This window comes from Verrucomicrobium sp. GAS474, assembly GCF_900105685.1.
GTDB lineage: Bacteria > Verrucomicrobiota > Verrucomicrobiia > Methylacidiphilales > GAS474 > GAS474.
The window spans coordinates 2,348,710-2,373,959 of the sequence record NZ_LT629781.1; the positions used below are offsets into that span (position 1 = coordinate 2,348,710).

Sequence of the window (25,250 nt, forward strand, 5' to 3'; positions counted from 1 at the left end):
CGGAAAGGGGTGCGGATGATCCAACCGAAAAGGGAGCCTTACTGCAAGAGCCGGCCGAGGGCGGCGTGGAAGTCGGCGGCCTCGAAGGCCCCGTCGTCGTTGACGGGGAGCCAGTGCCTCATCGGCTTGTGCCAGAAGGGGTGGTAGGCGATGACGGCGCGGCGGTTCAGGACGGCGGAGAGGTAGCTGAAGGAGGAATGGCTGGTGATGAGGATGTGGGCGGTGGCGAGGCGCTGAAGGCTCTCGAGGGGATCGGTGTTGATGAATTTCGAGAGGCGGGGAAGGGTGTCGAATTCCTCGATGCGGTCGGCGGCGGGATCGAGGAGGGTCTGCTTTTCCGGAAGGCCTTTCTTCAGCGGCATCCCGGCGTGGTGGTTGGCCATGACGAAGGCGCGGGTCGGGAGCTCGGTGTGGAGCTCGAAGCGATAGGGGATGGCGAGGCGGTCGAGGAGCGCGGCGAGGTTCCGGGCGAGGGCGAGGTAGTAGCGATTCGGCAGGATCCGCTTCGGGTCGAGGGCGGCGAGGTCGCCCCGGCGGACGTGGAGGGCGATGCGGAGCGGGGGGACGGGCTCGTTGACGAAGGGGGAGATGCGGGTGGTCTCGGCGTAGGCGTCGGGGAAGAGGTCGAGGATGCGGTGGGGCTCGGTGATGCGGGCGAGGAGGAAGCCTCCGGGACCGAGGCGCTCCGCGTCGCGGCGGAGGGCGGCGGCACCTTTCAGGGTGAGGACCGGAAGGGTGCGCGTCTCGTGGCGCTCCGGCAGGGAAATGTCGGACGGGGGGGCGAAGAGGGCGTTGGCGCGGTCGACGAGGGTGGCGTCGATCTCGTTGTTCTCATGGGCGGCGAGGCCTCCGTAGTCGACGCGGAGGAGCGGGGTGTGGACGTAGGGGATGTGCAGGAACCCGGAGAGGGCATGGAGGCCGTAGAGGCGGTGGACCTGGGAGCCGACGCCGTCGGTCTTCTGATCGTTGGCGTAGGTCAGGGCGAGGTTGGCGGCGGGGGCGCGGAATTTCCCCCGATACCAGAGGGAATAGGCGAGGCGCTGCTTAACCTCTTTAAAATTCATGAAGAGAAGCTAGAGCCTGTCATCCATTTTGGGAAGGCCGCGTTGCCTGACATGCCATGCAGGCACGCGGCGGCATCGCACGCCTAGAGGGCCCCTCCGGCGCGGCCTTCCCAAAATGGATGACAGCCTCTACAGTGCCCCCTTCGATGCGACGATTCAAAAATGGGGAGCCTGAGACGGTGCTTTATTGCATCGGGGACAGTCATGTCTCTTTCTTTTCGGGACAGGACCGTCTCGTGCCGGTCTGGCCGGAGCGCTCGGTCGATCGGCTTCCCTGTTTCCGCACGTTCCGCGTCGGGCCCGTGCTGGCGTGGAGCCTGGCGCGGGAGGGGAGCAGCACGGCGGGACGGGAGAAGGTCGGGGAGGTCCTCGCCCGGGCGGTGCCGCCGGGCGCGGCGGTGCTGTTTTGCTTCGGCGAGATCGATTGCCGGTTTCATATCCTGAGGCAGGCGGAGCGGCAGGGGCGGCCTTTTGCCGCGCTGGCGGCCGAGTGCGCGGAGGTCTATTTCGATGCCGCCCGCGATCTGGCGGGGCCGGGCCGCACGGTCCTGTTTTGTTCCGTGCCGCCGTCGACCCGATTGGGCGAGGTGCTGGAAGGGGAGTATCCGCGGCTCGGCTCGTGCGCGGTGCGGAACGAGGTGACGCGGGCTTTCAATCGTCGCCTGCAGGCTTTGTGCGGGGAGCGCGGCCTTGCCTTCGTCGATTATGACGGGGCCCTGGTCGATGGGGAGGGGTTGAGTCGCGCGTGTTTTTTCCGGGACGAGGTCCATCTCGGGCAGGTGGCGATGGGCGCGTTCGTCGCCGCGCTGCGCAGGGCGTGGCCCGACTTCCGGTGGCATCCGCCGCTCCGTTACCGAATGCAGGTCGCCCTTTCCCGGCTCTTCGGGATCAAGGTTCGATAGCTTTAGGGCAAGGGAGTCAGGACGTCGGGAAGCGGATGGCGCTTGCGGTAGGTCCGGCCCCGCCGCTTGAGGAAGCTGCGCCAGAAGCGATTCAGGAATCCGGCCTGGAAGGGGGCGCAGGGGCGATAGGCGAAGTTCGGACGGAGACCGCGGGCGTGGCAGAGGGCTTTCCCCTCGGGGAGCCATAGCCCACCCCGGATCGCCTGGAGATAGGGGAGGACGCGGGGGCCGGTCTCGGTGAGGGTGTGGAATTTTCCGGGGTGGGCCCGCGCGGCCTCGTTCATTACCCCTTCGGCATGCCATGGCGTCCAGCCCGGCGTGATCAGGGCGGCCATCCCTTCCTTGTCCCAGAACGCGGCCTGGAAATCGAAGACCCATTCGTTTTCCGGGGCGCAGGCGACGAGGCCGGGCGTCCCCGACGGGTGGGCGGGATCGGCGACGGCCTTCCGGTTCCAGAGGGAGGTGGCGAGGGCCTCGGAGGCGATGTGGTGGCGGGCGAGGAGGCGGATGCCGGCGGGATCGACCGGCGCGGTGAGGAAGTAATCGTCCTGGAGGTAGAGGACCGTCTCGGCGGGGATCTGGGCGAGGGCTTCGAGGGTGTTGCTGGCCCAATGGCGGTCCCGGCCCAGGGCGAGGGTGGCGACGCGGGGGTCGGCATAGGTCCGCTTGTCGGAGACGAGGTAGACGGGCTGCGGGATCCCGGGCCAATGGGTGAAGAGGAGATGGAAGAAGAAGGGCCAGAGGTCGGCGTAGGCGTCGCACGAGGAGACGACGACGCGGAAGTCGGGGGTGGCGGTCTGGGGGGTCATGAGGGCAGGAGGAGTCGGGGGAGGGAACGGACGATCTGGGCGACGTAGCCGCCGGAACGGGCGGCCCGCAGGAGGGTCTTCCGCGCCGTGTCGGTCCGGTTGAGGCCGTTCAGGAAGAGGGCGGCGAGGAGGAGCAGGAGGCCGCGCGGGAGATGGAGGAGAAGGCGGCTGAGGCCGTAGGCGAGCTTCGCTCCCCGGCTCCGTTCCGGGTCGGCGAGGGATTCGAGGACGCGGGAGCGGGAGGAGTCGTAGCCGTGGCGGCAGACGTAGCCGAGATTCATCCGGGAGGCGGGGAACTGGTGGTCGACGGCGGCGGCGGGGACGAACCAGACGGCCAGGCTTCCCTGGCTGTCGCCCCGATGGAGCCGTTTCAACATCTCGGTCTCGCCGCCGGAGAGGGCGTTCTTGCCGTTGCGGTCGAGCTCCGGGCGGAACAGGCCGAAGCGGTCGAAGACCGATTTGCGGAAGGCGACGTTGGCCCCCATCGGCATTTGGCGGGGGGTGAGGGGGCCGGGGTCGGCGCGGTGGGCGAGGGGGGTGGCCCATCCTTCGAGCCAGAAGGGGCACCCCTCGGGGAAGACGGGGATGACCTCGCCGCCGACGGCCCCGATGGCTTCGCCTCCCTCCGAGGGGCGATCCCACGGGGAGAGGAGGGCGTCGAGCCAGCCGCGATGGAGGAGGACGTCGTCGTCGAGGAAGACGAGGATTTCTCCCCGGGCCTCGCGGACGGCGCGGTTCCGGGCGTGGTTGAGGCCCTGCTCGGTCTCGACGAGGTAGCGCCAGCCGGGGCGGTCGAGGTGGGGGCGGACGATTTCCGCCGTGGCGTCGGTCGAGGCGTTGTCGACGACGAGGACTTCGAGCTGATCGGCAGCGAGGGAGTGCCGATGGGCCGCGAGGGAGGCGAGGGTCTCCGCGAGCCAGCGGGACCGGTTGTACGTCGGGATGGCGATGGTGACGCGCATGGCAGACTTCAGCTTGGGAGGGCAGCCAAGACGGCGGCGACGACTTCGTCGATCCCGATCCGGGCGATGCAGCGGGTGGTGTAATCGTTCTCGGGGCGGCAGGTCTCCGGCGCGAGACAGGCCGTGCCGCAAGGGAGGGGAGGCTGGAGGAGGCGGTGGCCGGTGCCGACGGGGGCCCAGAGCGTCGTCGATTGGGAGCCGAAGAGGGCGACGATCTTTCCCGTGGGCGGGAGGGCGGCGGCGGCGAGGTGCATGGAGCCGGTGTCGTTGCCGAGGTAGACGGCGGCTTTCTCGCAGAGGGCGGCGAAGAGCTCGAGCGGCAGGGCGGGGAGCGCCGGGAGGGAGAGGCCCCGTTTTTTAAGCAGGGCCGCGATTTCCTCCAGGAGCGGCTCCTCGCCGGGGCCGCAGACGAGGAGGAGGTCGGCCCGGTTCTCGGCATGGAGGCGTGCGGCGGCCTCGGCGAAGGCGGCGGCGGGCCAGCGTCGCGAGGGAAGGCGTGCCCCCGGATGGATGAGGACGAGGGGACGGCAGGAACAGGGGAAGGCGCGACGGAGACGCTCGGCGGCCTCGTCCCGGGCGTCGTCGAGGAAGAAGAAGCGGCAGGGGCGGCAGGCGTCGTCGTCGAGGGGGGCGATGCCGAGGGGTTCGAGGAGGCTGAGGTAGAGGTCGACGATGCCGCGGCTTTGGAAGAAGGCGGCGGGGCGGACGACGGGATCGGTGAGGCCGTCCTTGCCCGCCGCCTTGGCGTCGCCCTCGGTGCGGAGGCCGATGACGCGGCCGATGCGGGCGAGGCGGAGGAGGAGCCGGACACGGAAGCCGGGGCTGATGTTGACGGCGGTGTCGAAGCGGTGGCGGCGGAGCTTCCAGAAGGTGGCCGCCGTGCGGAGGACGTAGGAGAGGACCGATTCGGCGGGGCGCTGTCGGGGAAGCTCGACGATGTGGTCGAGGGCCGGATGGCGGGCCTGGATCGGGCCGTAGCCCTCGTCGACGAGGAGGGTGAGCTGGAGTCCGGGGAGGGCGTGCCGCAGGGCGCGGAGCAGGGGATCGAGGAGGACGATGTCTCCCAGGTAGCGGCGGCGGACGAGGAGGAGGCGCTGCGGCGGCCTGGGAGGTGAGGGGTTCATGGAGCCGAAGCCCTGCGAGCAGAACTAAGCGTCGGGGGTGACCCGGATGATGTCGTCGGCGACCTCGAAGCGCCACTTCGGCCCGCCCTTCTCGGCGATGAAAGCCTGGAGGCGGTCGAGGGTGGGGTAGTGGCTGTCGACGCCGCCGAAGTCCCGGGCGTCGTCGATCAGGATGACGTGGTCGAAGGGGCTCCGGGAGAAGATCGTCTCCAGTTCCATGAAGATCGGCGTGTTGAGGTCGCCCTGGGCGGTCTCGCCTGCCGAGTAGTGGCCGTCGAGCCAGAAGAGGGTGGGACCGGCGAGGCGGGGGAGGACTTCCTTCATCTTCGCGCCGCTATCCCCCTGGATCAGGTGGACGTGGGGGAAGGGCCGGAACCGTTTCTGCGCCTTGGCGTGGAGTTCCTCCGAGAGCTCGATGGAATAGAGGGCGTCGAAGTCCCCCAGGAGGCGGAAGAGGGTGTCCCCGTGCAGGGTGCCGGTTTCGAGGAGGGTGCGGACGCCGTATTTTTTCCCGTATTCGCGGAGGGTCTGCTGCTTGAACGCGCCGGGAGGCGGCACGGGGCGGCCCCGCTTGTCCCAGCGTGCGACCTTGTGGCGGCCGCGGAGGTCGACCCAGCAGCGGTAGAGTCGGAAGCGTTCGAAGAAACGGGGAGCCCGGATGCGCATGACGACTGAGAGCTAGAGACTCTTGAGCCCTTCGTCGAGCCAGCCGAGGAGCTGCTCGATGTTGGCGGTGCTCTCATCGCCCATGTGCGAGATGCGGAACGTCGTCCCCTTGATCTTGCCGTAACCGCCGTCGATGACGGCGTGGTGGTTGGCCTTCAGGTGGGAGATGACCTTCGCGATGTCGACATTGCGGACGTTGCGGACGCAGGTGAGGCCGATCGACTCGTAGCCCGCGTCGGGGAAGAGTTCGAAGCCGTGGTTCTTCGCCCAGGCGCGGGTGATCGTGGCGTTCTTCAGGTGGCGGGCGTGGCGGGCCTCGACGCCCTCGGCCTCCATGTCCTCCAGCTTGCTCTGGAGGGCGTAGAAGTGGGCGATGGAGGGGGTCGTCGGGGTCATCGACGACTCGTGGTTCTTCCTGAACTCGAGGAAATCGATGTAATAGCCGCGGTCCTTCTGCTTTTCCGCCTTGGCGAAGGCCCTTTCCGAGACGGAGAAGACCGAGGCGCCCGAGGGAAGGGCGAGGGCCTTCTGCGTTCCGGCGAGGAGGACGTCGAAGCCGAGGGCGTCGAAGTCGATCGGAAGGACGGAGAGGGAGGAGACGACGTCGACGATGAAGGAGACGTCGGGATAACGGCGGGCGACCTCGGCGATCTCCTCGATGGGGCTCATGGTCCCGGTCGAGGTCTCGTTATGGATGAGGGTGACGGCGTCGAATTCGCCGGTCTTCAGCTTCTCCTCGATGGCGGCGCCGCGGATCGGCTGGCCCCACTCGACCTGGAGCTTCTCGGCCTGCTTGCCCGCCTTCAGGGCGACGTCGTACCACTTGTCGGAGAAGGCCCCGTTCATGCAGGTCAGCACTTTTTTGGCGACGAGGTTGCGGATCGCCCCCTCCATCACGCCCCAGGCGGAGGAAGTGCTGACGAAGACGGGCTGCCGCGTCATGAAGAGCTTCTGCAGGCCCGGCTGAATCGAGGCGTAGAGATTCTGGAAGTCCTTGCTCCGGTGGCCGATCATCGGCTTGGAAAAGGCCGCCATGGTCTTGGCGGAGACTTCGACCGGGCCGGGGATAAAGAGCTTTGTATGTGACATGGCCAAAAGAGAGTATAGTTTTCGCATGAGAATGCAATGGCTGCGCTCCTCCTGTCTGTTTCTTTTCGTTGGTGGGACCTTTTTTGCCGGGGTCGGGGCGGTGAGGGCCACCGACCTTACGGTCGACCAGATCGTGGCAAAGGGCCTCGAAAAATCGGAGGCTGACGAGAAGAACCTCTCCCGCTTCGAGTACCACCAGAAGGTGACGTTCGACAAGATCAAGGCGAACGGGGAGGCCGAGTCGGTCTCCAACCTGGAGATGCAGGTTTCCCCGGGGGCGCAGTCGGAGTTCACCGTGGTCGGCCAGGCCGGGAAGGTGACGGAGGAGCAGCAGAAGCAGGCCCGCCTGAGCCAGAAGTTCAAGATGACATTTTCGCTGCGGAAGATGGCCCCGCGCTTCAACGTGAAGCTCGACGGCAAGGAGACGTGGGACGGGCGGGCGGTCTACCGGATCGCCTTCTCCCCGAAGCCCGACCAGCCGTTCAACAACCGGGTCGAGAAGATATCCAACCACTTCGTCGGCTTCATGTGGTTCGCCGCCGATGATTACACCCTCTTGCGGGCGAAGGCCCACCTCGACGCCCCCGTCGACATGGCGTGGGTGCTGGCCGAGATGGAGGCCCTAGATTTCTCCTATGATAGCTGCGCCGTACCGGGAGGGGCCGCGCCGTCGAAGTTCCTGATCGATTACCGGCTCGGCTTCGTGGTGGGGGAACTCCACAACCGGAACGAGATCACGACTTCCGATTTCAAGGAAAAGGCGGCCGCGCCGGTCGCCGGGAAGAATTGAGGCGCGGTCTTAACCGCCCTCGCCCTTGGAGTCGGCTCCGTACCAGTCTTTTCCGATGACGACCTTGTCCCGGCCCTGGCTGGTCCGCCATTTGTTCGTGTCGCGGAGGGAGTAGACGCAGCCGCAGTACTGCTGGGCGTAGAATTCCTCCCGCTTGCTGATGTCGAGCATCCGGTCGGCGCCGCCCTTCTTCCGCCAGTTGTGGGTCCAGTAGCTGACGTCGGCGTAGCGGGCCGCGGCGCGAACGCCGCTGGCGTTGATCTGGTTCATGTCCTTCCAGCGGGAGAGGCCGAGGCAGCTGGTGATGACCTTGAAGCCGTTCTCGTGGGCGTAGAGGGCGGTCCGCTCGAAGCGCATGTCGAAGCAGGCGGTGCAGCGTTCGCCCTTCTCGGGGGCCCATTCCATTCCCTTGACGCGGGCGAACCAGTTGTCGGTGTCGTAGTCGGCGTCGACGAAGGGGATGCCGAGTTTCTCGGCGAAGCGGATGTTCTCGGTCTTCCGCAGCTCGTATTCCTCCCGGGGGTGGATGTTCGGGTTGTAGAAGTAGATGGTGTAGCGGATCCCCGAGGCGAGCATCGCCTCCATCACCTCCCCGGCGCAGGGGGCGCAGCACGAATGGAGCAGCACGTCCTTTTCCCCGCCGGGGGCGTGGAGGACGGGACGCTCGAAGTCGGGAACGGGCGGGGGCTGGGGCGCTTCGGAACTCATGGGACGGAGGAACCTACCTCCCTTGGGCTCCCTTTACGAGTCCTTACTTTTTCCAGAGAACCGACGGGGAGATATCGGCGATCCGGGCGCAGCCGGTGAGGGCCATCGCCATCGCCAGCTCGGTGCGGAGGATGGTGACGGCGTGGGCGACGCCGAGCGGGCCCGCCGCCGCGAGGGCAAAGAGATAGGGACGGCCGATCAGGACGGCGTTCGCGCCGAGGGCCAGCGCCTTCACGATGTCGGTGCCCCGCCGGATGCCGCCGTCGAGGAGGAGGGGGATCTGCCCCGCGACGCGGTCGGCGATCGGGGGGAGGGCCTCGATGGTGGCGGGGAGGGTGTCGAGGGTCCTCCCGCCGTGGTTCGAGACGACGAGGCCGGAGACGCCTTCCTTCAGCGCCAGGGCGGCGTCGTCGGGGGAGAGGACGCCTTTCAGGAGGATCGGCAGCGGGGTGAGGGAGCGGAGCCACGCGATGTCCTTCCACGTCGGGGCGAAGGCGAGGAGTTCCTCCAGGCCGCCGCCGGCGAACGTGGGGGCGGGGGGATAGCCCGCCAGGTTGGCCGCGCCGACGCCGGGCGGGAGGGCGAAGCCGGCCCGCTGCTGCCGGTTCCGGGGGCCGTTCACCGGGGCGTCGACGGTGACGACGAGGGCCTGGTAGCCCGCCGCCTCGGCGCGGCGGACGAGGTCGGCGGTGACGGCGCGGTCGGGCCGGAAATAAAGCTGGAACCAGAGCGGCGAGGGCGCCTCGGCCTGGCGGGCGATTTCCTCCAAGGGGACGCTGGCCTCGGTGCTGACGATCATCCCGGCCCCGCCGGCCGCGGCCCCGAGGGCGGTGGCGAGTTCCCCGTCGGGATGGGCCATCTTCTGGTAGGCGACGGGGGCGAGGAGGAGCGGGGCGGCGTGGATCTTCCCGAAGAGGGTCGTCCGCGTGTCGATGCCGGGGAGGTCGACGAGGGCGCGGCCCTGGAGGAGGAGGGTGTCGAAGGCCTCGCGGTTCCGCCGCAGGGTGATCTCGTCGGCGACGCCGCCCGCGTAATAGGCCCAGGCTCCCTCGGAGAGGCGCTCCCTGGCGAAGGGCTCGTAATCGGCGACGGCGGCGATCTGGGCCGGGATGGGGTTGAGGAAGGGGAGGGACATGGCGGGGCGGAACTTAGCGCGTGGGTTGGGGGGAGGGAGGGGCGGCGGGGAGGGCGATGCTTTGGAAGGCGGGGGTCTCGCGGTAGGGGTCCCAGGCCGGATCATCGGTGAGGGCGGCGCGGATCGGCGTGTCGCCTCCCTTCATCGCCAGGGCGGCGGCGAGGTCGCGGAAGGCTTCCTCGGGATGCTGGGCGTTGGCGTGGATGGCGGCGGCCTGGTAGCGGAGGGAGATGTCGCCGGGGTGGAGGCGGGCCTGGGCGGCGACGATCGGCTCGATGAGGTAGGCCTCGCCCGAGTCGACGAAGGGACGGGAGAACGTGGCGAGATCCTGGGGGGAAAGGCTTTCCCGGGCGAGGATCTGGCCGAGGAGGGTGGCGGCCTCGGGCATCTTTTGCCGGGTGATGTAGGCGGAGAAGAGCCGGTTGTAGGGGGCCGGGTCGGGGGAACGGGGGTTCGCCGCGATGGCGGCGAGGTCGATCCGTTCCTGCGCGGCCAGCTTGCGGAAGACGGCGATGCGGATGGGGAGTTTCTCGAACTCGGCGCTCCGGGGGTCGTCGAGCATCGCGGCGCGGGTCAGGGCCTCGGCCTCGTCGAAGCGGTCGACGGAGAGGAGGAAGCAGACCTTGCGGATGACGGCCTCGGGCATGAAGGGGGAAAGCTGGAGGGCCTCGTCGTAGGCCTCGAGGGTCTCCTCGGTCAGGTGGCGGTAGGCGTAGGCGTTCCCGATGGAGAGGCGGAGCTTGGAGAAGGATACGCGCGCGTCGTCGTCGTCGAGGAAGGCGGGATCGGCGAGGAAGCGGGCGACGAGGGCCTTCCAATAGGCGCGGTCCCGGGCGATCGCCTCGGGCGGGATCGCGGCGAGGGGGGTACTCTCGATCTTGAGGATGAGCCCGGCAGGGACGAGGCGGGGATACATCCAGAGGATCGGGAAGCTTTCCTCGACGTAGAAGGCGTGGCGGTCCTTGTTCCGCTCGAAGAGGAGGCGGGAGAGGTCGGAGTTCGTCTGGAAGGCCTGTTCCTGCATCGGCCGCTTCGCGCGGAGGGCCGAGTCCATCGAGTTCGTCAGGTCTTCCAGCGTCGGCATCCGGAGGCCCTCGGCGGGGTAGGCGCGGTCGCGGCCGAGCCATTTCTCGAAGGCGTCGTATTTCGTGATCCGCTCGCCGACGTCGTATTGGTCGGCGAGGTAGCGGAGGTACCAGCCGTCGGCGAGGGCGTTCTGGGTGATGAGGTAGAGGTCGGAGCGGTCGAAGGAGGGATCGCGCTTCCAGCGGGCGGGTTCCCTGCTCTCGCAGAAGATCATGAAGGTGGGGACGAAGCGGCCCGGATCGGTCCCGCCGAAGACGACGGCCCCCTTCTCGAGCGGGCGGAGCATCTCGGTCCCGTATTCCCAGCCGAACCAGTGGCCCCGCTGGGTCGAGGTCGCGTAATTCGTCCCGAAGGGCAGGAGGCCGAGGAGGGGGGCGAGCGCGTAGAGGGAGACCGGGAGGTCGGGGGAATAGCGGCGCAGGGCGAGGATCCCCCCGGCGACGCCGTAGCCCATCGCGATGGCGAAGATGCAATGGGCGGGAAGGTAGAACTCCCGGCGGATCTTCCACGTCAGCTTGTCCCAGGCCGGGGGCGGGGCCATGAGGGTGAGGAAGAAGGAGAGGAAGAGGAAGGCGACGCCGAGGAAGAAGAGCCACCGCCGGGGGCCGGGGGCGAGGTCGCCGAAGAGGAAGAGGCTGAGGAAGGCGAGGAGGCAGAGGGGGAGGGTGAAGTTGTCGACGAGGCCCTCGAAGTAGGGGACGACCGACTTTGCCGTCAGGAAGAGGCGGCTCTCCTTCGGGGCGACGTCGGTCTCGGCGACCTCGGCGGGGGCGGCGGTGCCGACGATGGGGCCGATGCTTGTCTCGATCAGGTTCGTCAGGTTGTCGGCGTACTGGCCCCGGCTGACGGCGTGGAAGAAGCCCGAGGTCTCCCGCGCGTAGCTCCAGTTCATCGGCGGATTCGTCGAGGAGTAGAGGGGCATGACGAGGTAGGGAAGGAGGCCGAGGCCGACGAGGAAGAGGGCCTTCACGATGAAGCCCCAGTCGAGCCGGGAGAGGGCGATCGCGCCGCCGACGAGGGCGAAGAGGCCGAGGAGGACCGCCCCGCTCGTCGTCTGGAGCTCGAACCAGCCGCCCAGCCCCCACGCGACGACGGCGGCGGGGAGGACCCCGGAAAGCGCGCCGAGGACGAGGCGCGGCACGCTCCGCCGCTCGTTCCGGAGCGCCCCGCGCCAGAGGGCGATGGCGACGACGAGGGCAAGGAGGAGGAACTCGAAGCGTTGGGCGCTCTTCTGGAGGAGGGGGTCGGCGGAGAGCCAGGCGAGGCCGGCGAGGACGGCTCCGCCGATGAAGAGGTAGGCGACGAGGAAATCGAGGAGGAAGCCGGGGCGGGTCCGCCAGACGGCGAGGGGGAAGACGAACATCAGCATCAGGAGGCCGTGATGGTTCGAGAGGCCGAAGGCGAAGGAGAAGAGGGTGGCGAGGAGCCAGCCCGTCCGCTCCGGGGCCTGGCACCAGCGATAGAAGGAGATCAGGATGCCGAGGAGGAGGAGGGCGTTGAGGGGGTAGACCTCGGCGATCACCGACTGGGTCCACATGACGTCGCTGAAGGCGATGGTGAGGCCCGCCGCGAGGCCCGAGGCGAGGGGAAGGAGCCGGGGCGGGAGCTGCGCCTCGGCGTCGCGCCCGCCGCAGAGCCACTTCACCGAATCGGCGACGAGCCACGCCACCATCCCGCTGGCCGCCGCGCCGAAGAGGGCCGAGGAGAGATGGACCCGCCAGGCGACGTTGCCGAAGGGGATGAGGGCGGAGAAGAGGTGGGCGAGGGTCGTCCAGAGCGGATAGCCGGGGGAGTGGGGGACGCCGAGGGTGACGGCGGCGGTGAGGAGTTCCCCCGAGTCCTCGAGCGTGACGCTGGGGGCGAGGGTGTAGACGTAGGTGGCGAAGGCGGAGAGGAAGACGATCAACCCGGCGGTGAGGGGAATGGAGAGAAGGAAGAGGCGTCCACCGAGACGGAGCGGGAAGGGGGGGGTATTCACACTAAGGAGCGAGGAGGGCTTTTAGTGTAATCGGCTTTTCTTCGGCTTCGATTTCTTTTTTGGCGCTTTCTTTTTCGGCGGGTCCATCGCCTCGGGCGGGCGGGCGGTGCGGACCCAGTGGAAGAGGTATTGCTGGGCGTGGCCGCGCCACGGGCCGAAGTGGGTCTCGGCGAAGCGTTGGAGCCGCTCCTTCGACGGGAGCTTTTTCCCCCGGAAATAGAGGCGGCGGAGGATGCGCTCGACCCAGACGTCGATGGGGAAGGCCTCGGGGCGGCCGTAGCCGAAGAGGAGGACGCAGTCGGCGATCTTCGGGCCGACGCCGGGGAGGGTCACCAATCGGGCGCGGGCCTCGTCGGTGGGGAGGTGTTCGAGCGCGGCGAGGTCGACCTTCCCGGCGGCGACGGCGACGGCGGTGCCGTGGAGCCCCTTCGCGCGGAAGCCGAGGCGGCAGCGGCGGAGCGCCTCCTCTCCGGCGGCGGCGAGGGCGGCGGGCGTGGGGAAGGCGTGGAAGCCGGGAGCGACCTCGGCGCCGAAGGTGCGGCGGAGGTCCATGTGGATCGCCTCGATCTGGGGGACCTGCTTCACGGCGGAGCAGATGAAGGTGGCGAGGGTTTCCCACGCCTCCTGCCGGACGATCCGCATGCCGCCGCAATAGGCGAGGGCGCGGGCCATCCACGGATCGTCGGGGAAGGAGGCGAGGAGGGCTTCGACGTCGAGGCCGTGGTTGAAGTAGCGGGCCGCTGCGGCGGGGGTGGCGGTCGGGCTGTGGACGGTGTGCTCCTTCTCCCCCTCGACGAGGAGGAAGGGATGGGGTCCCGACATGCCGCGCCAGACCCGCTTTCCCCCCACCGTGACGGCCGACCAGCAGAAGGCCTGCCCGCAGCGGAGCGTCGCGAGGGGATCGAGGAACGTGGCGGGAAGGGTAAGGACGAGGGGCCAGTCGGGAAGGCCGTCGAGGGCGGGCAGGGCGGGGGTTGACCGAAGGGGGTTCGTTGGGACACTCTGTGCGGCGTGATGCGTCATCGCCTGGCTTTGTGCGGAGGAAGTTCCCCGGCGACGCGTGCCTTGGCGCTCGGTGTTCTTGCCCTCGCTCTTGGTCTGACCGCTCTTACCCTTGCCCATGCCGAAGACGTTCCGGCAAACCCGGCCTCCGGTCAAAGCCAAAGCCTGAATTCAGGCCAGCCGCTCTCCCATGCGCTTCCGCCCCGGGTCGAGATCCTTTCCCCGGAAAACGAGGCGGTGGTCGAGGGGGCGGCGACCCTCGTCAGCGTCGGGGTCGACCATCTGCCCCCCGTCCCCGCCGGGTGCGCCCCGCTGCGGGTGATCCTCGACAACCAGGCCCCGATCGACATCGACGACCCGGCGGTCCCCCTCGGCCTGCCGAACCTCACCGAAGGGGGCCATTTCCTCCGCGTCTACGCCATCGACGGGGAGGGACGGATGCTCGGGAACGGCGAGGCCTTCGCCTCCTCGCGCTTCTTCGTCCACCGCCGCGATTTCCAGAACGCCCTCGTCCCGGGGACGCCGTGGCTGACGGTGAACGATCCCGCCGGGGGGACGCTCTTCACCGAGGAGGCGGGGAAACTCGGCCTCCCCTCGGCGAAGCTGGCCCTCGATTTCCTCGTCCAGGGGGAGGGGGCCTCCGAATGCCTGATCCATTACCGCCTCAATCACCGGGACACGACGGTCCCCGTGGGGAAGAAGATAGTCTGGAACGACCTGAAGGCAGGCCGCTACACCCTGATGGTCGAGCTCCTCGGGGCGAACGGATTACCCGTCCAGGGGATCTTCAACCAGGTGGAGCGGACCTTCGACGTCCAGACACCGGTGAAAGCCCTTTCCCTCGTCCCCGTCCCCTCCTCGGCGGCAGCAACGACACCCGCCGCGCCCGCCTCGACGAGTGCCGGGGCGACATCCGCCGCGCCGACGGCCCCTGCCCGGACGGCGGGGCCGAAGAAGAAGGGCGAGTAAGCGAACTTTAGCCCCGGCCCGTCGCGGAGATCAGCCGGGTGCAGGCGGCGATGCGGGCGCCCGAATCGGGATCGTCCCGGTAGGCGGAGAGGGAGCGGTCGAGGCGCTGGCTCCAGTTGCTCGCCCCGCTCGAGCCGGGTTCGTTGAAGCGTTGGCGGCTGCCGAAGAGGTCGGTGATCATGAAGACCGCGAGCCAGCAGGGCGTCTGGAGGAGGACCTCCATGAAGCGGGCATGGAGCTGCGGCGTGAAGGTGCGCGGCATCTCGATCGGGTCCATCCCCAGCCACTCGGCCAGGCGGCTGATCTCCCGCCAGCCCTCGTCGCCGTCCGGTCCCGTCCAGTGGGCGACCATGTCGGTGTAGAGCGTCGCCAGCGGCTGGTGGTCGTGGGTCGCGTAGGTGACGAGGTTGATCGGGGGGTAGGTCGACTGGCGCTTGAGGGAGCGGTCCTCGTCGGAGACCCGCTCGAAGTGGGGGATGGTGAAGCCGGCGATCCCGAGGTTGTGGAGGAGCGGGCGGACGTAGTCGGGGACGACGCCGAGGTCCTCGGCGATCACGCGCGCGTTCTTCGCCTGCTTCGCCGCCTCGAGGATCACCGAGAGGAGGTGGAACCCCTCCTCGGCGTTGAGGAGGGCGTTCTCCTCGGGCGCGTCGGGACGGGGGAGGAACTGGGGCAGGCGGCCGCCGGTCTTCTCCGCCGCCTCGGCCTCGGAGAGGTCGGTGAACTCGGCATTGCGCTCCGGCACCCAGGGGAAGGAGTAGATGCGGAAGAAGCCGAGGACGTGGTCGATGCGGAAGGCGTGGAAGACGCGGCAGGTGAGGGCGACGCGCTGCCGCCACCAGTCGAAGTCCCGCGCCTCGTGGCGGTCCCACGCGTAGAGGGGGATGCCCCAGTTCTGGCCCCAGCGGGCGGTGAACTGGTCGGTCTGGAAGAAGCGTTCCGGCGGGGCGCCGCCCGACCAGTCGAGGTCGAAGAGCTCCTGGTCGGCCCAGACGTCGGCGCTGTAGCGGCTGACGCCGAACGGGATGTCCCCCATCAGCTCGACGCCCGCCTTGTCCGCATGGAACTTCGTCTTCTCCCACTGGGCGTAGGCGATCCACTGGACGTAGGCGTGGAAGCTGCGGTCCCGGGCGACGTTCGCCTTCTCCGCCGCGGAGAGGGTGCCGATCCACGCCTTCGCGGCGGCGGGGGTCCGGATCCCCTCGTTCCAGAGGGGCCAGCGGGCGTCGCCGTGATGGAGGTCGAGGAGGGTGCGGAAGAGGGTGTAGGGATCGAGCCACGCCTCGTTGTCGTGGCGGAACGTGTCGAACTCGGCCTTCTGCGCCGCCGTGCCGTTGGCGAGGAACTCCGCGTGGGCGAGGCTGAGGAGGCCGAGCTTGATCCGCTTCACGTGGGGATAGTCGACGAAGGGGCCGGCGAGTTCCCAGCGGGTCGCCTCGGGGGCGACGGCCTGGAGGTGGAGGGGGAGGAGGCCGGGCACCTCGGCGGGGGAGAGGCGGAGGAGCGCCGGATCGAGGGCGACGGAGCTGATCGCGTTGTACGGGCTGTTGTCGCCGCCGGTCTCGTTCACCGGGAGGATCTGGAGGATGCGGAATTTCTGGGCCGCGCAGAAGTCGATGGCCGAGCGCATCGAGACGGCGTCGCCGATCCCCAGCTCCCCGACTTCGCCGCCGCCCTCCTCCCTCAGGGCAAAGACGGGGATGAGGAGGCCGGCCGATTTCGAGGTGGTGCTGGAAAACATGGGGGTGGGGGGAGGAGAGTCTAACGAGTATGGCACCACATCGGGGGATTTCAATGAGGGAACCGGGGAAACCCCGGCTGCGGCAATTTCGATTAACCCGATTGAATTGGAGAATTGCGCCCGGGGGGAAGCGGGATAACCTGTCGGCATGTCCCAAGCGCCGACCGCCCCCGCTCCCTCTTCCGAGTTGAAACCGATGACCCCGAAGGAAGGGGTTTTCGTCCTCCATCTTTTCTACCATCTCAACCGCGAGGGCTGGAACGTCCTGGCCCCCGACGAGCAGCGGGCGGGGAAGGAGCGGCTGACGGCGCTCCTCGACGGCCTGAAGGCGAGGGAAGGCTACCAGGCGACCTCCTTCGCCGTGGTGGCGCGAGCCGACTTCGGCTTCATGCTCGTCGGTGCCGACCTCCACGTTCTCCAGGAGACCGAGAAGCGGATCACCGCCGCCCTCGGCGCGGGAGTCCTCATCCCGGCCTACACCTTCTTCTCCATGACGGAGCGGAGCGAGTACATCTCCTCCGAGGAGGAGTACGCCGCCGAGTTGAAGGGGCAGGGCCTCGCCGAGGACTCCGAGGATTACATAAAGAAGATCGCCGAATTCCGGGTCCGCATCGAGAAATACGCCAAGGACCGCCTCTACCCGACGATCCCGGCCTGGGAATTCATCAGCTTCTATCCGATGTCGAAGCGGCGGAACGTCGACCAGAATTGGTTCAGCCTCCCCCACGGCGCGCGGAAGGAGCTGATGAAGACCCACGCGACGACGGGACGGAAGTTCTCCGGCCGCATCCTCCAGATCATCACCGGCTCGACCGGCCTCGACGACTGGGAGTGGGGCGTCACGCTCTTCGCCCACGATCCCTACGAGATCAAGGCGATCGTCTACGAGATGCGCTTCGACGAGGTGAGCGCGCGGTACGCCGAGTTTGGCGAATTCTACAACGGCATCGTCCTCGCCCCGGCGGCGCTTTTTGAACGGGTCGGGATTTAGTCCCGCGCCGGTCCCGCGCTAATTCCTCAGCGAGAGATCGGGACCGAGGGTCGCGCCGCCGTAGGGCGGGACGAAGAGGGCGGCGCTCTGTTTCCCGTAGCGGACGGCGCACGACTTCCCCGCCGCGTTGCGGAGGTTGGCCGAAAGGAGCTTCCCGTCCTTCCAAGCGAGGTCGATCTCGAAGCCGCCCCGCGCCCGGAGGCCCTTCACCTCGCCGTCCTTCCATTCGGGCGGCAGCGCGGGGAGGAGGACGAGTTCCCCGTTCTGGCTCTGCACCAGCATCTCGGCGACGGCGGCGGTCAGGCCGAGGCTCCTGCCGAGGTCAAGCCCCACCGGGACGGGCTGGAGCAACGGGCGGAGCGCCTCGTGGGCACGCTTTCCGTCGCCGAGGCGGGCAAGGAGCAGGGCGGTCCAGGGGGCCGAAGGGGGTTCGCTCGCCGAGGCGGGGCCGGTCGGGAAGGTCGGCTCGAATTTGGCGGTGGCCTGGAGGCGGTGGCCGGGATAGAGGCCGAAGACTTCGCGGATCGGCGCGCCGTCGCTCCCCGGGACGACGAGTTTCTTGCGCAGCTCGTCGATCTTTTTCCGGTAGTCGCCGTCGTTGCCGGTGAGTCGCGCCGCCTCGAGGTAGTTCGTGAAGAGATCCCAGACCGCCTCCTGGGTCCGGGCGTCGCCCTCGGGGAGGACGGCGAGCTTCCCGTCGGGCAGGGCCTTGAGATTGTCCTCCCAGAACTCGCAGGCCTCCTTCAGCACCGGATAGGCGAGGTTGCGGAGGTAATCGAGGTCGCGGGTGAAGGCGTAGTGTTCCCAGAAGAGCTGGCAATACCAGGCGTTCGCCACCGGGTTCCACGGACCCCACTCGCCGCCGGAGAGGTCGTGCGAGGCGCGGAGCGCGAAGCCCCGGCCCGTCTTCCAGCCCGTGTCGGTCGCCTCGGCTGCCGCCTTCCGCCACGCGGGGAGCTGGCTGCGGACGAGGTCGATGAACGGCATCTGGCATTCGGCGAGGTTCGTGGTCTCGGCGGGCCAGTAGAACGTTTCGATCTCGCCGCTCAGGTGGGAGGTCGAGGGGCTCGTCTCGTTCGTGCTGCTCCAGAGCCCCTGCGCGGTCACCGGGAGGCCGGTCGGATTCGGGCCGGGGCCGGGCCGGGAGGAGGCGATCAGGAGGTAGCGGCCGTATTGGAACAGGAGTTCTTCCAGGTCGGGATCGAAGGTTTTTGCGGCGGCGATCCGTCGCGCGTCGGACGGGAGTGCCTGTTGCTCGGGCGTCGAGGTGCCGAGGCGGAGGGAGACGCGGTTGAAGAAGGCGTGGTAGTCGTCGAGGTGCTGGTTGCGGATATCGTTCCAGGGGCGGCCCGCGGCGCGGTTCATGAAGGCCGTCACCCGGTCATGGGGCGGGGTGGTGCGGAAGGGCGGCGTGGCGAGGGGGTCGATCGCGTAATCGGTTCCCGCCGCGACGAGGAGGGTGAAGGCGTCGCATCCCTTGATCTCGAGGGAGGCCTTGTCGGTTCCGGGGGCGACGGTCCCGGCCTTGCCCTCCTTCGCGACGACGATCTGGTATTCGTATTGGAGCCCGTTGGGCAGCTTTCCCGCGACGGTCAGGCGGTTGCCGTCGGCGGTGACGGTCCCCTGGTGGGAGTCGGCGATCGCGACGGTGGCGGTCTCGGCACCCCCGCCGTTCTTGTCGGCGGTGTAGCGGACGGCGAGGACGTTGGCCGGGGCGTTGGCGAGGTACTCCCGCGTGTAATGGACGCCCCCCGCCGTGTACTCGACCCGGACGAGGCCGTCGCCGAGGTCGAGGGCGCTCCGGTAATCGGTCGCCGCCCCGCTCTCGTGGCCGGGGAAGGTGACGGCGAGGTCGCCGAGGAAGTGGAGCGCCGTCTTCTCGTCCTTGTCGGTGGCGCCCGACCAGAGGCTGTTCTCGGAGAGGGTGAGGCGGTCCTTCCCCGTCCCGCAGCCGAGCAGCGCCCCGATCCGGCCATTGCCGATGGGGATCGCGTCGCGGAGCGGCGGCCCTTTCTCCGGGGCCGGGGCGTCGTAGCGGAGGAGGAGGTCGCTGGCGGAAAGGGAGAGAAGGGAGGAAAAGAGCGCCAGCGCGGCGAGGCCGAAGCGGCCCGGCCCTCCCGAATATCCCATGCGTTCCGTGCGTCCCATGAATGGAAAAGGTGAAGGAATCTCGAATGAAATTCCTGTAGGACTCTGCGCCTGCGGGGTGTTGGTGGCAATACTTTTGCCTGCCGGAAGGGATTGAAAGAAGGGCTGTACAACCTGCGGAAAGAGGGTAGAAAGAACTCCCATGCGTTTCTTCGGTGCCACGGTGGGAAGCGGTCTTGCCCGGGCGGTCGTGGTTCCGTTGTGGATCGTTCCGCTGGTGCTGGGCGGATGCGCCTCGGTCGGCGTCTCCCCGGTCAGCGAGGCCGACGTGAGCAAGGCGAAAGCCGATGCCCCCAAGCCGAAGATTCTCTACGTCTCCCCCTTCACCTTCGAGCGGTGCGCGTTGAACGTCGACCGCGAGGGGGATGAACTCGAGAAATTCAAGGCCGACCTCTCCGCCGCCTTCGCGAGCGACGTGGCGCAGCGCCTCGTCGACATCGAGGCCGCCCCCCCTTGCAACCTCCTCGTCGCCGGGAAACCGCCCCATGCCCCGCAGGCCGCATGGTGGGTCACGGGCCGCTTCACCCGGATCAACCAGGGGAGCCGCGCGCTGCGGGCCCTGGTCGGCTTCGGCAGCGGCGGGACGAAGTTCGAGACCGAGGTCCAGGTCTACGACCTCGCCGCCGACAGCATGAAGCCGTTCCTCACCTTTGTCACCTCGGGCGGCAGCGGGGCGATGAAGGGGGCCCTCATCGGGATCGACCTGATCTCGATGCCCGCCAGTGCCGGGCTGGGGAGCATCGCCGGGCTCTCCGACGACCGGAACCGGACGGCCCGGATGATCGCCGCCTATGTCTCGGAGCAGCTCGCCTCGCGCGGCGTGATCCCGTGGACCTCGGTCAAGGAAGCGAAGCGCCTCGATGCGGAGGACTCCGGAGCCGTCGAGGGGGACCAGCCGCCCTCCGATGCGGGACAGGCGGGAACGTCCCCGCTCCATGCGGCCTCGGGGACGAAAAGGAAATAACAGGCTCTAGATCAAAACCGCCTGCCGGGGGCAGAGCTTTTCGGCCTCGGCAAAGAGGTCGGAGCGGAAGACCGAGTCGATGAGGTAATTCGCCCCCTGTCGCAGTTCGGGGGGGAGGACGCCGGCGGCGATCATCTCCCCCAGCACCCACGCCCCTTTGTCCTGGCTGGGGCGGTTGGCGTCGTGGGCGTGGAAGCTGAGGGCGGCGGGAAGGGATTCCGCGGGGGGGAGGAGCTGCTCGACGAAGGCTTTCTTCATGTGGAGGTAGGGCCGCTCGGAAAGGATATCGGCCATCTCGGTCCGGTTCTCGGGGGCATCGCACCATCGGCACGCCTCGAGGACGGCGGCGACGAGGCTCAGATGCTCCTCCCGGCGGCCTCCCGCCATCTCCCCGCGCACCAGGAGGATCTTGTCGGGATGGCCGGGGGAGAAGTCGGAGCCGAGGGCGATCCGTTCCGCCGTTCCCGCTTCCTGGACCATCGTCCCCCACGGCTCGCTCAGGCAGAAGCCGTCGATCTCCCCGTCCCGGAGGGCGGCGGGAATCTCCTTCGGCAGCAGCGACCGCCAGACGACCCCGTCCCGGGGATCGATGCCCGATGCCGCCAGCCAGCGGCGAAGGACGTAATAGTGGGCGGAAAAAGGGGAGACGTAGCCGAAGACCGGCTTGCCCAGGCCCGTCTCCTTCCCCCGGCTCTCGAAGAGGCCGTCCCGGATCGCCCGGAGGAGGTCGGCGCCGTGGCGGATGCCCTTCTCGACGAGGGAACGGGAAAAGAAGATGGCGTTGCCGTGGATATTGGTGACCAGGGCCGTGAAGACCGACATGGGGAGGTAGCCGCCGACGCCGAGCTTCAGGCCGAAGCCCATCCCGACGGGGGAGTGGGCGGCGTCGATCTCCTTGTCGGCCATCCGGTGTTGGAGGATCTTCCAATCGTCCTCCCGGACGAGGCTCACCTCGAGGCCGTGCTTGCGGAAGAACCCCATCTCCTTCGCCGCGATCACCGGGGCCGCGTCGACCATCGGCAGGAAGCCGATCTGGACCCGCGTCGGGAAGCGGACGCGGGGCGAGGTTTTGCGGACAGGTTTGAATCCCAACGGGGCCATGTTTCGTGATAAGCAACAGGTATGCCACTCTTCCGCTCTTACCACCGTCTTGATGAATGAATTGTTTCGACCCGTGCAATGAATGAAATTGATTCAGAGTAAAACAGTAAAAGGAGAGTAAATGAAGGTCATCGAACTTCTTACTTCCACTTTTTCCGTCTTCTGCTATGAAATCGTTCCATGCATCGGATGCACTCTATTCTTCTTCTGGCGATCGCCGTTGTTTTTGCCTCCTGCTCGACGCCGATTACGAAGCGTTCTCAGAAGCTCCAGCAGGGCATGACCCAGGCTCAGGTGAAGCAGGTCCTCGGCAGCGACTACATCGTGAAGGCGACGAAGCCGAACAGCGAAGGCAAGACCATCTCCCTCTGGGAATACATGGACGGCAACGGCAACATCTACGATCTCTATTTCAAGGACGACAGCCTCGTCCAGTGGGGAAACCCGGCTTCCCTCAAGACGAATATCGACGTCCAGGGCGGCGCTCCGGCCCCGACCAACTAAGGTTTCGATCCGATACGAAAAAAAGCCCCGGAAACGGGGCTTTTTTGTTGGGCTAAAGGCGGCCTTAAGCGGGCTTCAAGGAAGGCTTCAGGGACGATTCTCGATCGTCTCGACGACCACGGCGGTGCCGTAGCAGAGGACTTCGGTCGCCCCGTCCATGATCTCCGTGGCGTCGTAGCGGAGGCCGATCACCGCATTGCCCCCCAGGGCCTTGGCGTGTTTCAGCGCCTTTTCGAGGGCCTCCTCGCGGGCCTTTTCGCAGAGGCTCTCCAGGAGGGTGATGTTTCCTCCGAAGAACATCTGGATCGAGGCCCCGATGTTCCCCAAGGCCGAGCGGGAGCGGACGACCACGCCCCGGACGACGCCGAGGTTTTCGGTGATCCGGTAGCCGGGGAGTTCGGTCGCGGTGGTCGTCAGATCGTGTTCCATGAGGGAAAGGATGCCTCAAAAACGGGGGATGACAAACGGCTTTTCATCCGTTAGCCTTCGCTCCATAAGGGACTTCCACAGGAAAGGAAAGAGGTTATATGAACGACTTGATTTTGAAACGAACGGCTAAGGGCATCGCCCTTCTCCTGATTTTGGGCCTCTGCGGCACCGTTGCCACGGCCGGCCTCATGGCCGCTCCGGTCGATGCCGTAGCGAAGAAGCCCTCCGGCTCGGTTCAGGCGGCCCTTCCCGGCGGTGATTTCGCCAAGGTGACCGACGGCCAGAAGCTCCCCTCCGGCACGACGATCAAGACCGGCGCCGACGCCTCCGTGATCCTGGTCACCACGCCCGGCACCGGCGTCCGCGTCGAGGAAAACACGACGATCAAGATCGACAATCTCCAGTTCGCCAAGACCTCCGACGGCATTTCCCAGCGGAAGGCGACCGTCGACGTCCAGAACGGGACCGTCAGCTGCCTCATCGACCACAGCACCCCCGACGTCACCGACTTCGTCGTCAAGACCCCGCAGGGATCGGCGGCCGCCCGCGGAACCTTCTACGGCGTCTCCGTCGTCAACGGCCAGTCGTTCGTGAAAGTCGCCGAAGGCAAGGTCGGCGTCGCGGCGAAGGTCGCCAAGAAGGATGACAAGCCGAAGGACGGCAAGCCTGCCACGGCGGTCGACAAGGCGAACGCCGATCAGGCCGCGCCCGTGCCGCAGCCGGAGAAGAAGCCCGCGATCTAGTGCTTCGTCCGATGACGAAAAAGGCGGGACCCAGGTCCCGCCTTTTTCGTTTCTGCGTCGAACCGGAGCGGCTTACTTGCTGTCCAGTTTCAGGACGCCGTTCCACTTCTCGTCCGGCGGATCGATCAGCAGCTTGCGCGCATCCTCCAGGTACTGAAGCGTGCAGAAATCGTCGGCCACCGTTTTCAGGCACTCCTCGAAGCAGGCGATCGCCTCGGTGAATTTCCGCTCGAGGTAGAGGTCGAAGCCCTTCTCGTAGAGGTCGACCCAGGCGGCGTCGGTCCTTCCGTTCGGGGCGGCTTTCTCCTCGAAGACCTCGTAGGCGCGGATCGGCTTCGTCTTCCCCTTCACGACGAGGAGGCCGATGCTGCGGAGGCGGAACTCCCCGTCGAGGAGTTCGTGGACCGATTCGCCGATGACGAGGTCGGTATGGAACTGCTTCGTCACGCCTTCGAGGCGGGAGGCGAGGTTCACCGCGTCGCCGATGACGGTGAATTCGAGCTTCTGGCCTTCGGCCCCGATGTTCCCGACGACGACGGTGCCGTGGTTCAGCCCCATCCCGATGTGGAAGTCGAAGAGGCCGCGCTCCCGGCGGAGCTTGTTGAGCTCGATGAGTTCCTCGCGCATCTCGACGGCGGAGCGGACCGCCTTCTTCGCGTCGGCCTTGATGTCGCTCGGGAGGACGTCGCCCCAGACCGCCATGACGGCGTCGCCGATGAACTTGTGGAGGGTGCCGTCGTTGACGATGACGCGGTTGACCATCCGGACGAAGTACTCGTTGAGCTGGCTGATGAGTTCCTGGACCCCCATGTTTTCGCTGAACGTGGAGAAGCTGCGGATGTCGGAGAAGAAGATCGTCACCGGCTTGCTCTCGCCGCCCAGCTTCACGTTCTCCGGGCTCTTCAGCAACTGCTGCATGACGTTGTCGGAAACGAAGGAGCCGAAGACCCCCTTGATCGCTTCCTTCGACGCCTGCTCTTCGAGCCACCGGAGGACGATGGAACCGAAGTGGATCAGGAAGAAGGCCCCCAGCGGCCAGAACGCCGGATAGAGGATGCTCTTCTTCCAGAAGACGACATAGATCGCGACGGAATAGATCGCCCCGATCGCCAGCGGCAGGAGAACGGCGACGGTCGTCGACGCCTTGCGCGTGTAGAAGAGGGTGCCGTAGGCGACGGGAATCCAGCCGAGGACGACCCAGAACCAGGGGACGAGGGTGAGGAAGTCCTGTTTCAGGATATTGTCGATGAGGTTCATGTGAACCATGACGAGGGGGCTGTTCACGGAGCCCTTGATGTCGGCGCCAACGGGTGTGGGGCCCAGGTCGGTCGCGCCCTCGGCGGAGGCACCCACCATCAGGATCTTGCCGTCCAAGGCGGGGTACTTGGTCGGCCAGGGGATGCCGTCCGAATGCATGTCGGCCAGAAAAGTGACGACCTTGGTGTAGGGGATGGCCTTGAAGGAGCTTTTGCTGCGGTAGTTGATCCATGCTTCCCCCGCCTCGTTGATGGGGACGCGGACGACGTCGAGGTCGGGATCGGCGGTGCGGAACTCGACGTTCTTGCCGAGGTTGATGACGACGTTGCTCGGCTTCAGTTTCCAGTATCGCATCACGGTCTGCGTGACGAGGCTGGGGTAAAGCTTGTCTCCGACGCGGACGACGAGGGGGAGCCTGCGCCGCATGCCGTCGGTGGGATCGGGATGGGCATCGGCGAAGCCGGTGTAGGCGACGTTGGCGAGGGCGGGGACGGGGAACTTCGCGGCGGGGTCCTTGTAATCGACCTTGGAGAGATCGCCGGTGATTTTGGTGAAGGGAAGGGTGAGGCCGGGGACGTCGGGAGGATAGCCGACGGGACGAGGGTCGTCGTCCATGTTCGCGGCGAGGACGACCGGAGTGCTCCCGGCGATGCCTGCGATGGCTTTGGCGAAGATCTTGTCCTCTTCGACCTTCGGCTCGGTGAAGAGGATATCCCAGCTGATGACGGCGGGTTCCACCTGTTTCAGAAGCTCGACGAACGTGCCGTGGACGTTGCGCGGCCAAGGCCAGAAACCGATGTTGCGGATGGAAAGCTCGTCGGCCGAGACGAGGATGAGGTCTTTGCTGGCGGGGGGATCGTATTTCTGGCGGAGCTGGAATCGGATATCAATCAGCTTGTTCTCGATCCCCAGGAAGAAGGGAATCTGCTGGAGGCCGATGAAGAGAAGGAGCGCCAGGGGCGGGGCGAGGAGGTGATAGCTGCCGTCCTTCGCCGATTTCCAGAGCCGGCTCAGTTTCCCTGCCGTGATTTCCGTTCCCATGGCCTACCGGAATATCCCGGTTCCCTTGCGGAGACAAGCGTTGGCTC

22 protein-coding genes are annotated in these 25,250 nt (G+C 67.3%); 7 read left to right on the top strand and 15 right to left on the bottom strand.

Annotation, left to right across the window (positions count from 1 at the left end; genetic code table 11):
* Positions 1-38: 38 nt before the first annotated feature.
* Positions 39-1,064 (bottom strand): hypothetical protein, encoded by a 1,026-nt coding sequence (locus BLU04_RS09755; RefSeq protein WP_093285244.1) that lies wholly within the window; start codon positions 1,062-1,064, stop codon positions 39-41.
* A gap of 236 nt (positions 1,065-1,300) precedes the next feature.
* Here BLU04_RS09755 and BLU04_RS09760 point away from each other — a divergent pair, with 236 nt between their 5' ends.
* Positions 1,301-1,966 (top strand): hypothetical protein, encoded by a 666-nt coding sequence (locus BLU04_RS09760; RefSeq protein ID WP_157895255.1) that lies wholly within the window; start codon positions 1,301-1,303, stop codon positions 1,964-1,966.
* Positions 1,967-1,968: 2 nt separating this feature from the next.
* On the opposite strand, the gene BLU04_RS09765 is transcribed toward BLU04_RS09760, so the two are convergent.
* From BLU04_RS09765 to BLU04_RS09785, 5 genes are read right to left on the bottom strand one after another with little or no spacing between them, the layout of a single operon-like run.
* On the bottom strand, positions 1,969-2,775 hold the full coding sequence (locus BLU04_RS09765; protein WP_093285249.1) for a hypothetical protein: 807 nt from the start codon (positions 2,773-2,775) through the stop codon (positions 1,969-1,971).
* Positions 2,772-3,737 carry a glycosyltransferase gene (locus BLU04_RS16820; protein WP_093285252.1) on the bottom strand — a complete coding sequence of 322 codons (966 nt, stop codon included), beginning with the start codon at positions 3,735-3,737 and terminating at the stop codon, positions 2,772-2,774. Before BLU04_RS16820 ends, BLU04_RS09765 begins: the two co-directional genes overlap by 4 nt.
* Before the next feature lie 8 nt (positions 3,738-3,745).
* The gene (locus tag BLU04_RS09775) at positions 3,746-4,861 is read right to left on the bottom strand and encodes a glycosyltransferase family 9 protein (RefSeq protein ID WP_093285254.1); all 1,116 of its coding nucleotides are present in this window, start codon (positions 4,859-4,861) and stop codon (positions 3,746-3,748) included.
* A 24-nt stretch (positions 4,862-4,885) separates the two neighbouring features.
* On the bottom strand, positions 4,886-5,527 hold the full coding sequence (locus BLU04_RS09780; RefSeq protein WP_093285257.1) for a hypothetical protein: 642 nt from the start codon (positions 5,525-5,527) through the stop codon (positions 4,886-4,888).
* Positions 5,528-5,539: 12 nt separating this feature from the next.
* Positions 5,540-6,616: an alanine--glyoxylate aminotransferase family protein gene (locus BLU04_RS09785; RefSeq protein WP_093285259.1), complete on the bottom strand. Its 1,077-nt coding sequence runs from the start codon at positions 6,614-6,616 to the stop codon at positions 5,540-5,542.
* 100 nt (positions 6,617-6,716) lie between these two features.
* On the opposite strand from BLU04_RS09785, the gene BLU04_RS09790 reads away from it, so the two are divergent.
* Positions 6,717-7,406 carry a hypothetical protein gene (locus BLU04_RS09790; RefSeq protein WP_093285262.1) on the top strand — a complete coding sequence of 230 codons (690 nt, stop codon included), beginning with the start codon at positions 6,717-6,719 and terminating at the stop codon, positions 7,404-7,406.
* 9 nt (positions 7,407-7,415) lie between these two features.
* Here the strand turns inward: BLU04_RS09790 and BLU04_RS09795 are convergent, their stop codons facing one another.
* Genes BLU04_RS09795 through BLU04_RS09810 form a run of 4 tightly spaced genes read right to left on the bottom strand, consistent with a single transcriptional unit; the run spans position 7,416 to position 13,336 of the window.
* Entirely contained in the window at positions 7,416-8,114 is a 699-nt protein-coding gene (locus BLU04_RS09795; protein WP_093285264.1) for an epoxyqueuosine reductase QueH, read from the bottom strand.
* A 43-nt stretch (positions 8,115-8,157) separates the two neighbouring features.
* The gene (locus BLU04_RS09800; protein ID WP_093285267.1) at positions 8,158-9,249 is read right to left on the bottom strand and encodes an alpha-hydroxy acid oxidase; all 1,092 of its coding nucleotides are present in this window, start codon (positions 9,247-9,249) and stop codon (positions 8,158-8,160) included.
* Positions 9,250-9,262: 13 nt separating this feature from the next.
* Entirely contained in the window at positions 9,263-12,313 is a 3,051-nt protein-coding gene (locus tag BLU04_RS09805) for a DUF2723 domain-containing protein (protein ID WP_093285269.1), read from the bottom strand.
* 21 nt (positions 12,314-12,334) lie between these two features.
* Positions 12,335-13,336, bottom strand: coding sequence for a DNA glycosylase (locus BLU04_RS09810; protein ID WP_162274669.1), 1,002 nt, complete (start codon positions 13,334-13,336; stop codon positions 12,335-12,337).
* Between the two features lie 42 nt (positions 13,337-13,378).
* On the opposite strand from BLU04_RS09810, the gene BLU04_RS09815 reads away from it, so the two are divergent.
* On the top strand, positions 13,379-14,284 hold the full coding sequence (locus tag BLU04_RS09815; RefSeq protein WP_162274670.1) for a hypothetical protein: 906 nt from the start codon (positions 13,379-13,381) through the stop codon (positions 14,282-14,284).
* 7 nt (positions 14,285-14,291) lie between these two features.
* On the opposite strand, the gene BLU04_RS09820 is transcribed toward BLU04_RS09815, so the two are convergent.
* Positions 14,292-16,025, bottom strand: a complete 1,734-nt coding sequence (locus BLU04_RS09820; protein ID WP_093285276.1) for a 4-alpha-glucanotransferase — start codon at positions 16,023-16,025, stop codon at positions 14,292-14,294.
* Positions 16,026-16,173: 148 nt separating this feature from the next.
* On the opposite strand from BLU04_RS09820, the gene BLU04_RS09825 reads away from it, so the two are divergent.
* Positions 16,174-17,016: a chlorite dismutase family protein gene (locus BLU04_RS09825; protein ID WP_093285279.1), complete on the top strand. Its 843-nt coding sequence runs from the start codon at positions 16,174-16,176 to the stop codon at positions 17,014-17,016.
* A gap of 18 nt (positions 17,017-17,034) precedes the next feature.
* Here BLU04_RS09825 and BLU04_RS09830 read toward each other — a convergent pair whose 3' ends face one another.
* On the bottom strand, positions 17,035-19,164 hold the full coding sequence (locus BLU04_RS09830; RefSeq protein ID WP_162274671.1) for a glycoside hydrolase N-terminal domain-containing protein: 2,130 nt from the start codon (positions 19,162-19,164) through the stop codon (positions 17,035-17,037).
* A 142-nt stretch (positions 19,165-19,306) separates the two neighbouring features.
* Here BLU04_RS09830 and BLU04_RS09835 point away from each other — a divergent pair, with 142 nt between their 5' ends.
* Positions 19,307-20,128, top strand: coding sequence for a DUF4410 domain-containing protein (locus tag BLU04_RS09835; protein WP_093285284.1), 822 nt, complete (start codon positions 19,307-19,309; stop codon positions 20,126-20,128).
* 6 nt (positions 20,129-20,134) lie between these two features.
* On the opposite strand, the gene BLU04_RS09840 is transcribed toward BLU04_RS09835, so the two are convergent.
* Positions 20,135-21,220, bottom strand: a complete 1,086-nt coding sequence (locus BLU04_RS09840; RefSeq protein WP_157895257.1) for a CmpA/NrtA family ABC transporter substrate-binding protein — start codon at positions 21,218-21,220, stop codon at positions 20,135-20,137.
* 198 nt (positions 21,221-21,418) lie between these two features.
* On the opposite strand from BLU04_RS09840, the gene BLU04_RS09845 reads away from it, so the two are divergent.
* A complete protein-coding gene (locus tag BLU04_RS09845; protein WP_157895258.1) occupies positions 21,419-21,733 on the top strand; it encodes a hypothetical protein in 315 nt (104 codons plus the stop codon).
* Positions 21,734-21,820: 87 nt separating this feature from the next.
* Here BLU04_RS09845 and BLU04_RS09850 read toward each other — a convergent pair whose 3' ends face one another.
* Positions 21,821-22,162 (bottom strand): YbjQ family protein, encoded by a 342-nt coding sequence (locus BLU04_RS09850; RefSeq protein ID WP_093285293.1) that lies wholly within the window; start codon positions 22,160-22,162, stop codon positions 21,821-21,823.
* Positions 22,163-22,275: 113 nt separating this feature from the next.
* On the opposite strand from BLU04_RS09850, the gene BLU04_RS09855 reads away from it, so the two are divergent.
* Positions 22,276-22,905 (top strand): FecR family protein, encoded by a 630-nt coding sequence (locus BLU04_RS09855; RefSeq protein WP_157895259.1) that lies wholly within the window; start codon positions 22,276-22,278, stop codon positions 22,903-22,905.
* Positions 22,906-22,977: 72 nt separating this feature from the next.
* Here BLU04_RS09855 and BLU04_RS09860 read toward each other — a convergent pair whose 3' ends face one another.
* Positions 22,978-25,203 (bottom strand): adenylate/guanylate cyclase domain-containing protein, encoded by a 2,226-nt coding sequence (locus tag BLU04_RS09860; RefSeq protein WP_093285299.1) that lies wholly within the window; start codon positions 25,201-25,203, stop codon positions 22,978-22,980.
* Positions 25,204-25,250 lie beyond the last annotated feature (47 nt).

What these genes read in the sequence shown, in the direction of transcription:
- BLU04_RS09755 (WP_093285244.1), bottom strand. Translation starts at nt 1,064, where the DNA reads ATGAATTTTAAAGAGGTTAAGCAGCGCCTCGCCTATTCCCTCTGGTAT.
- BLU04_RS09765 (WP_093285249.1), bottom strand. Translation starts at nt 2,775, where the DNA reads ATGACCCCCCAGACCGCCACCCCCGACTTCCGCGTCGTCGTCTCCTCG.
- BLU04_RS16820 (WP_093285252.1), bottom strand. Translation starts at nt 3,737, where the DNA reads ATGCGCGTCACCATCGCCATCCCGACGTACAACCGGTCCCGCTGGCTC.
- BLU04_RS09775 (WP_093285254.1), bottom strand. Translation starts at nt 4,861, where the DNA reads ATGAACCCCTCACCTCCCAGGCCGCCGCAGCGCCTCCTCCTCGTCCGC.
- BLU04_RS09780 (WP_093285257.1), bottom strand. Translation starts at nt 5,527, where the DNA reads ATGCGCATCCGGGCTCCCCGTTTCTTCGAACGCTTCCGACTCTACCGC.
- BLU04_RS09785 (WP_093285259.1), bottom strand. Translation starts at nt 6,616, where the DNA reads ATGTCACATACAAAGCTCTTTATCCCCGGCCCGGTCGAAGTCTCCGCC.
- BLU04_RS09795 (WP_093285264.1), bottom strand. Translation starts at nt 8,114, where the DNA reads ATGAGTTCCGAAGCGCCCCAGCCCCCGCCCGTTCCCGACTTCGAGCGT.
- BLU04_RS09800 (WP_093285267.1), bottom strand. Translation starts at nt 9,249, where the DNA reads ATGTCCCTCCCCTTCCTCAACCCCATCCCGGCCCAGATCGCCGCCGTC.
- BLU04_RS09810 (WP_162274669.1), bottom strand. Translation starts at nt 13,336, where the DNA reads ATGACGCATCACGCCGCACAGAGTGTCCCAACGAACCCCCTTCGGTCA.
- BLU04_RS09820 (WP_093285276.1), bottom strand. Translation starts at nt 16,025, where the DNA reads ATGTTTTCCAGCACCACCTCGAAATCGGCCGGCCTCCTCATCCCCGTC.
- BLU04_RS09825 (WP_093285279.1), top strand. Translation starts at nt 16,174, where the DNA reads ATGTCCCAAGCGCCGACCGCCCCCGCTCCCTCTTCCGAGTTGAAACCG.
- BLU04_RS09830 (WP_162274671.1), bottom strand. Translation starts at nt 19,164, where the DNA reads ATGGGACGCACGGAACGCATGGGATATTCGGGAGGGCCGGGCCGCTTC.
- BLU04_RS09835 (WP_093285284.1), top strand. Translation starts at nt 19,307, where the DNA reads ATGCGTTTCTTCGGTGCCACGGTGGGAAGCGGTCTTGCCCGGGCGGTC.
- BLU04_RS09845 (WP_157895258.1), top strand. Translation starts at nt 21,419, where the DNA reads ATGCACTCTATTCTTCTTCTGGCGATCGCCGTTGTTTTTGCCTCCTGC.
- BLU04_RS09850 (WP_093285293.1), bottom strand. Translation starts at nt 22,162, where the DNA reads ATGGAACACGATCTGACGACCACCGCGACCGAACTCCCCGGCTACCGG.
- BLU04_RS09860 (WP_093285299.1), bottom strand. Translation starts at nt 25,203, where the DNA reads ATGGGAACGGAAATCACGGCAGGGAAACTGAGCCGGCTCTGGAAATCG.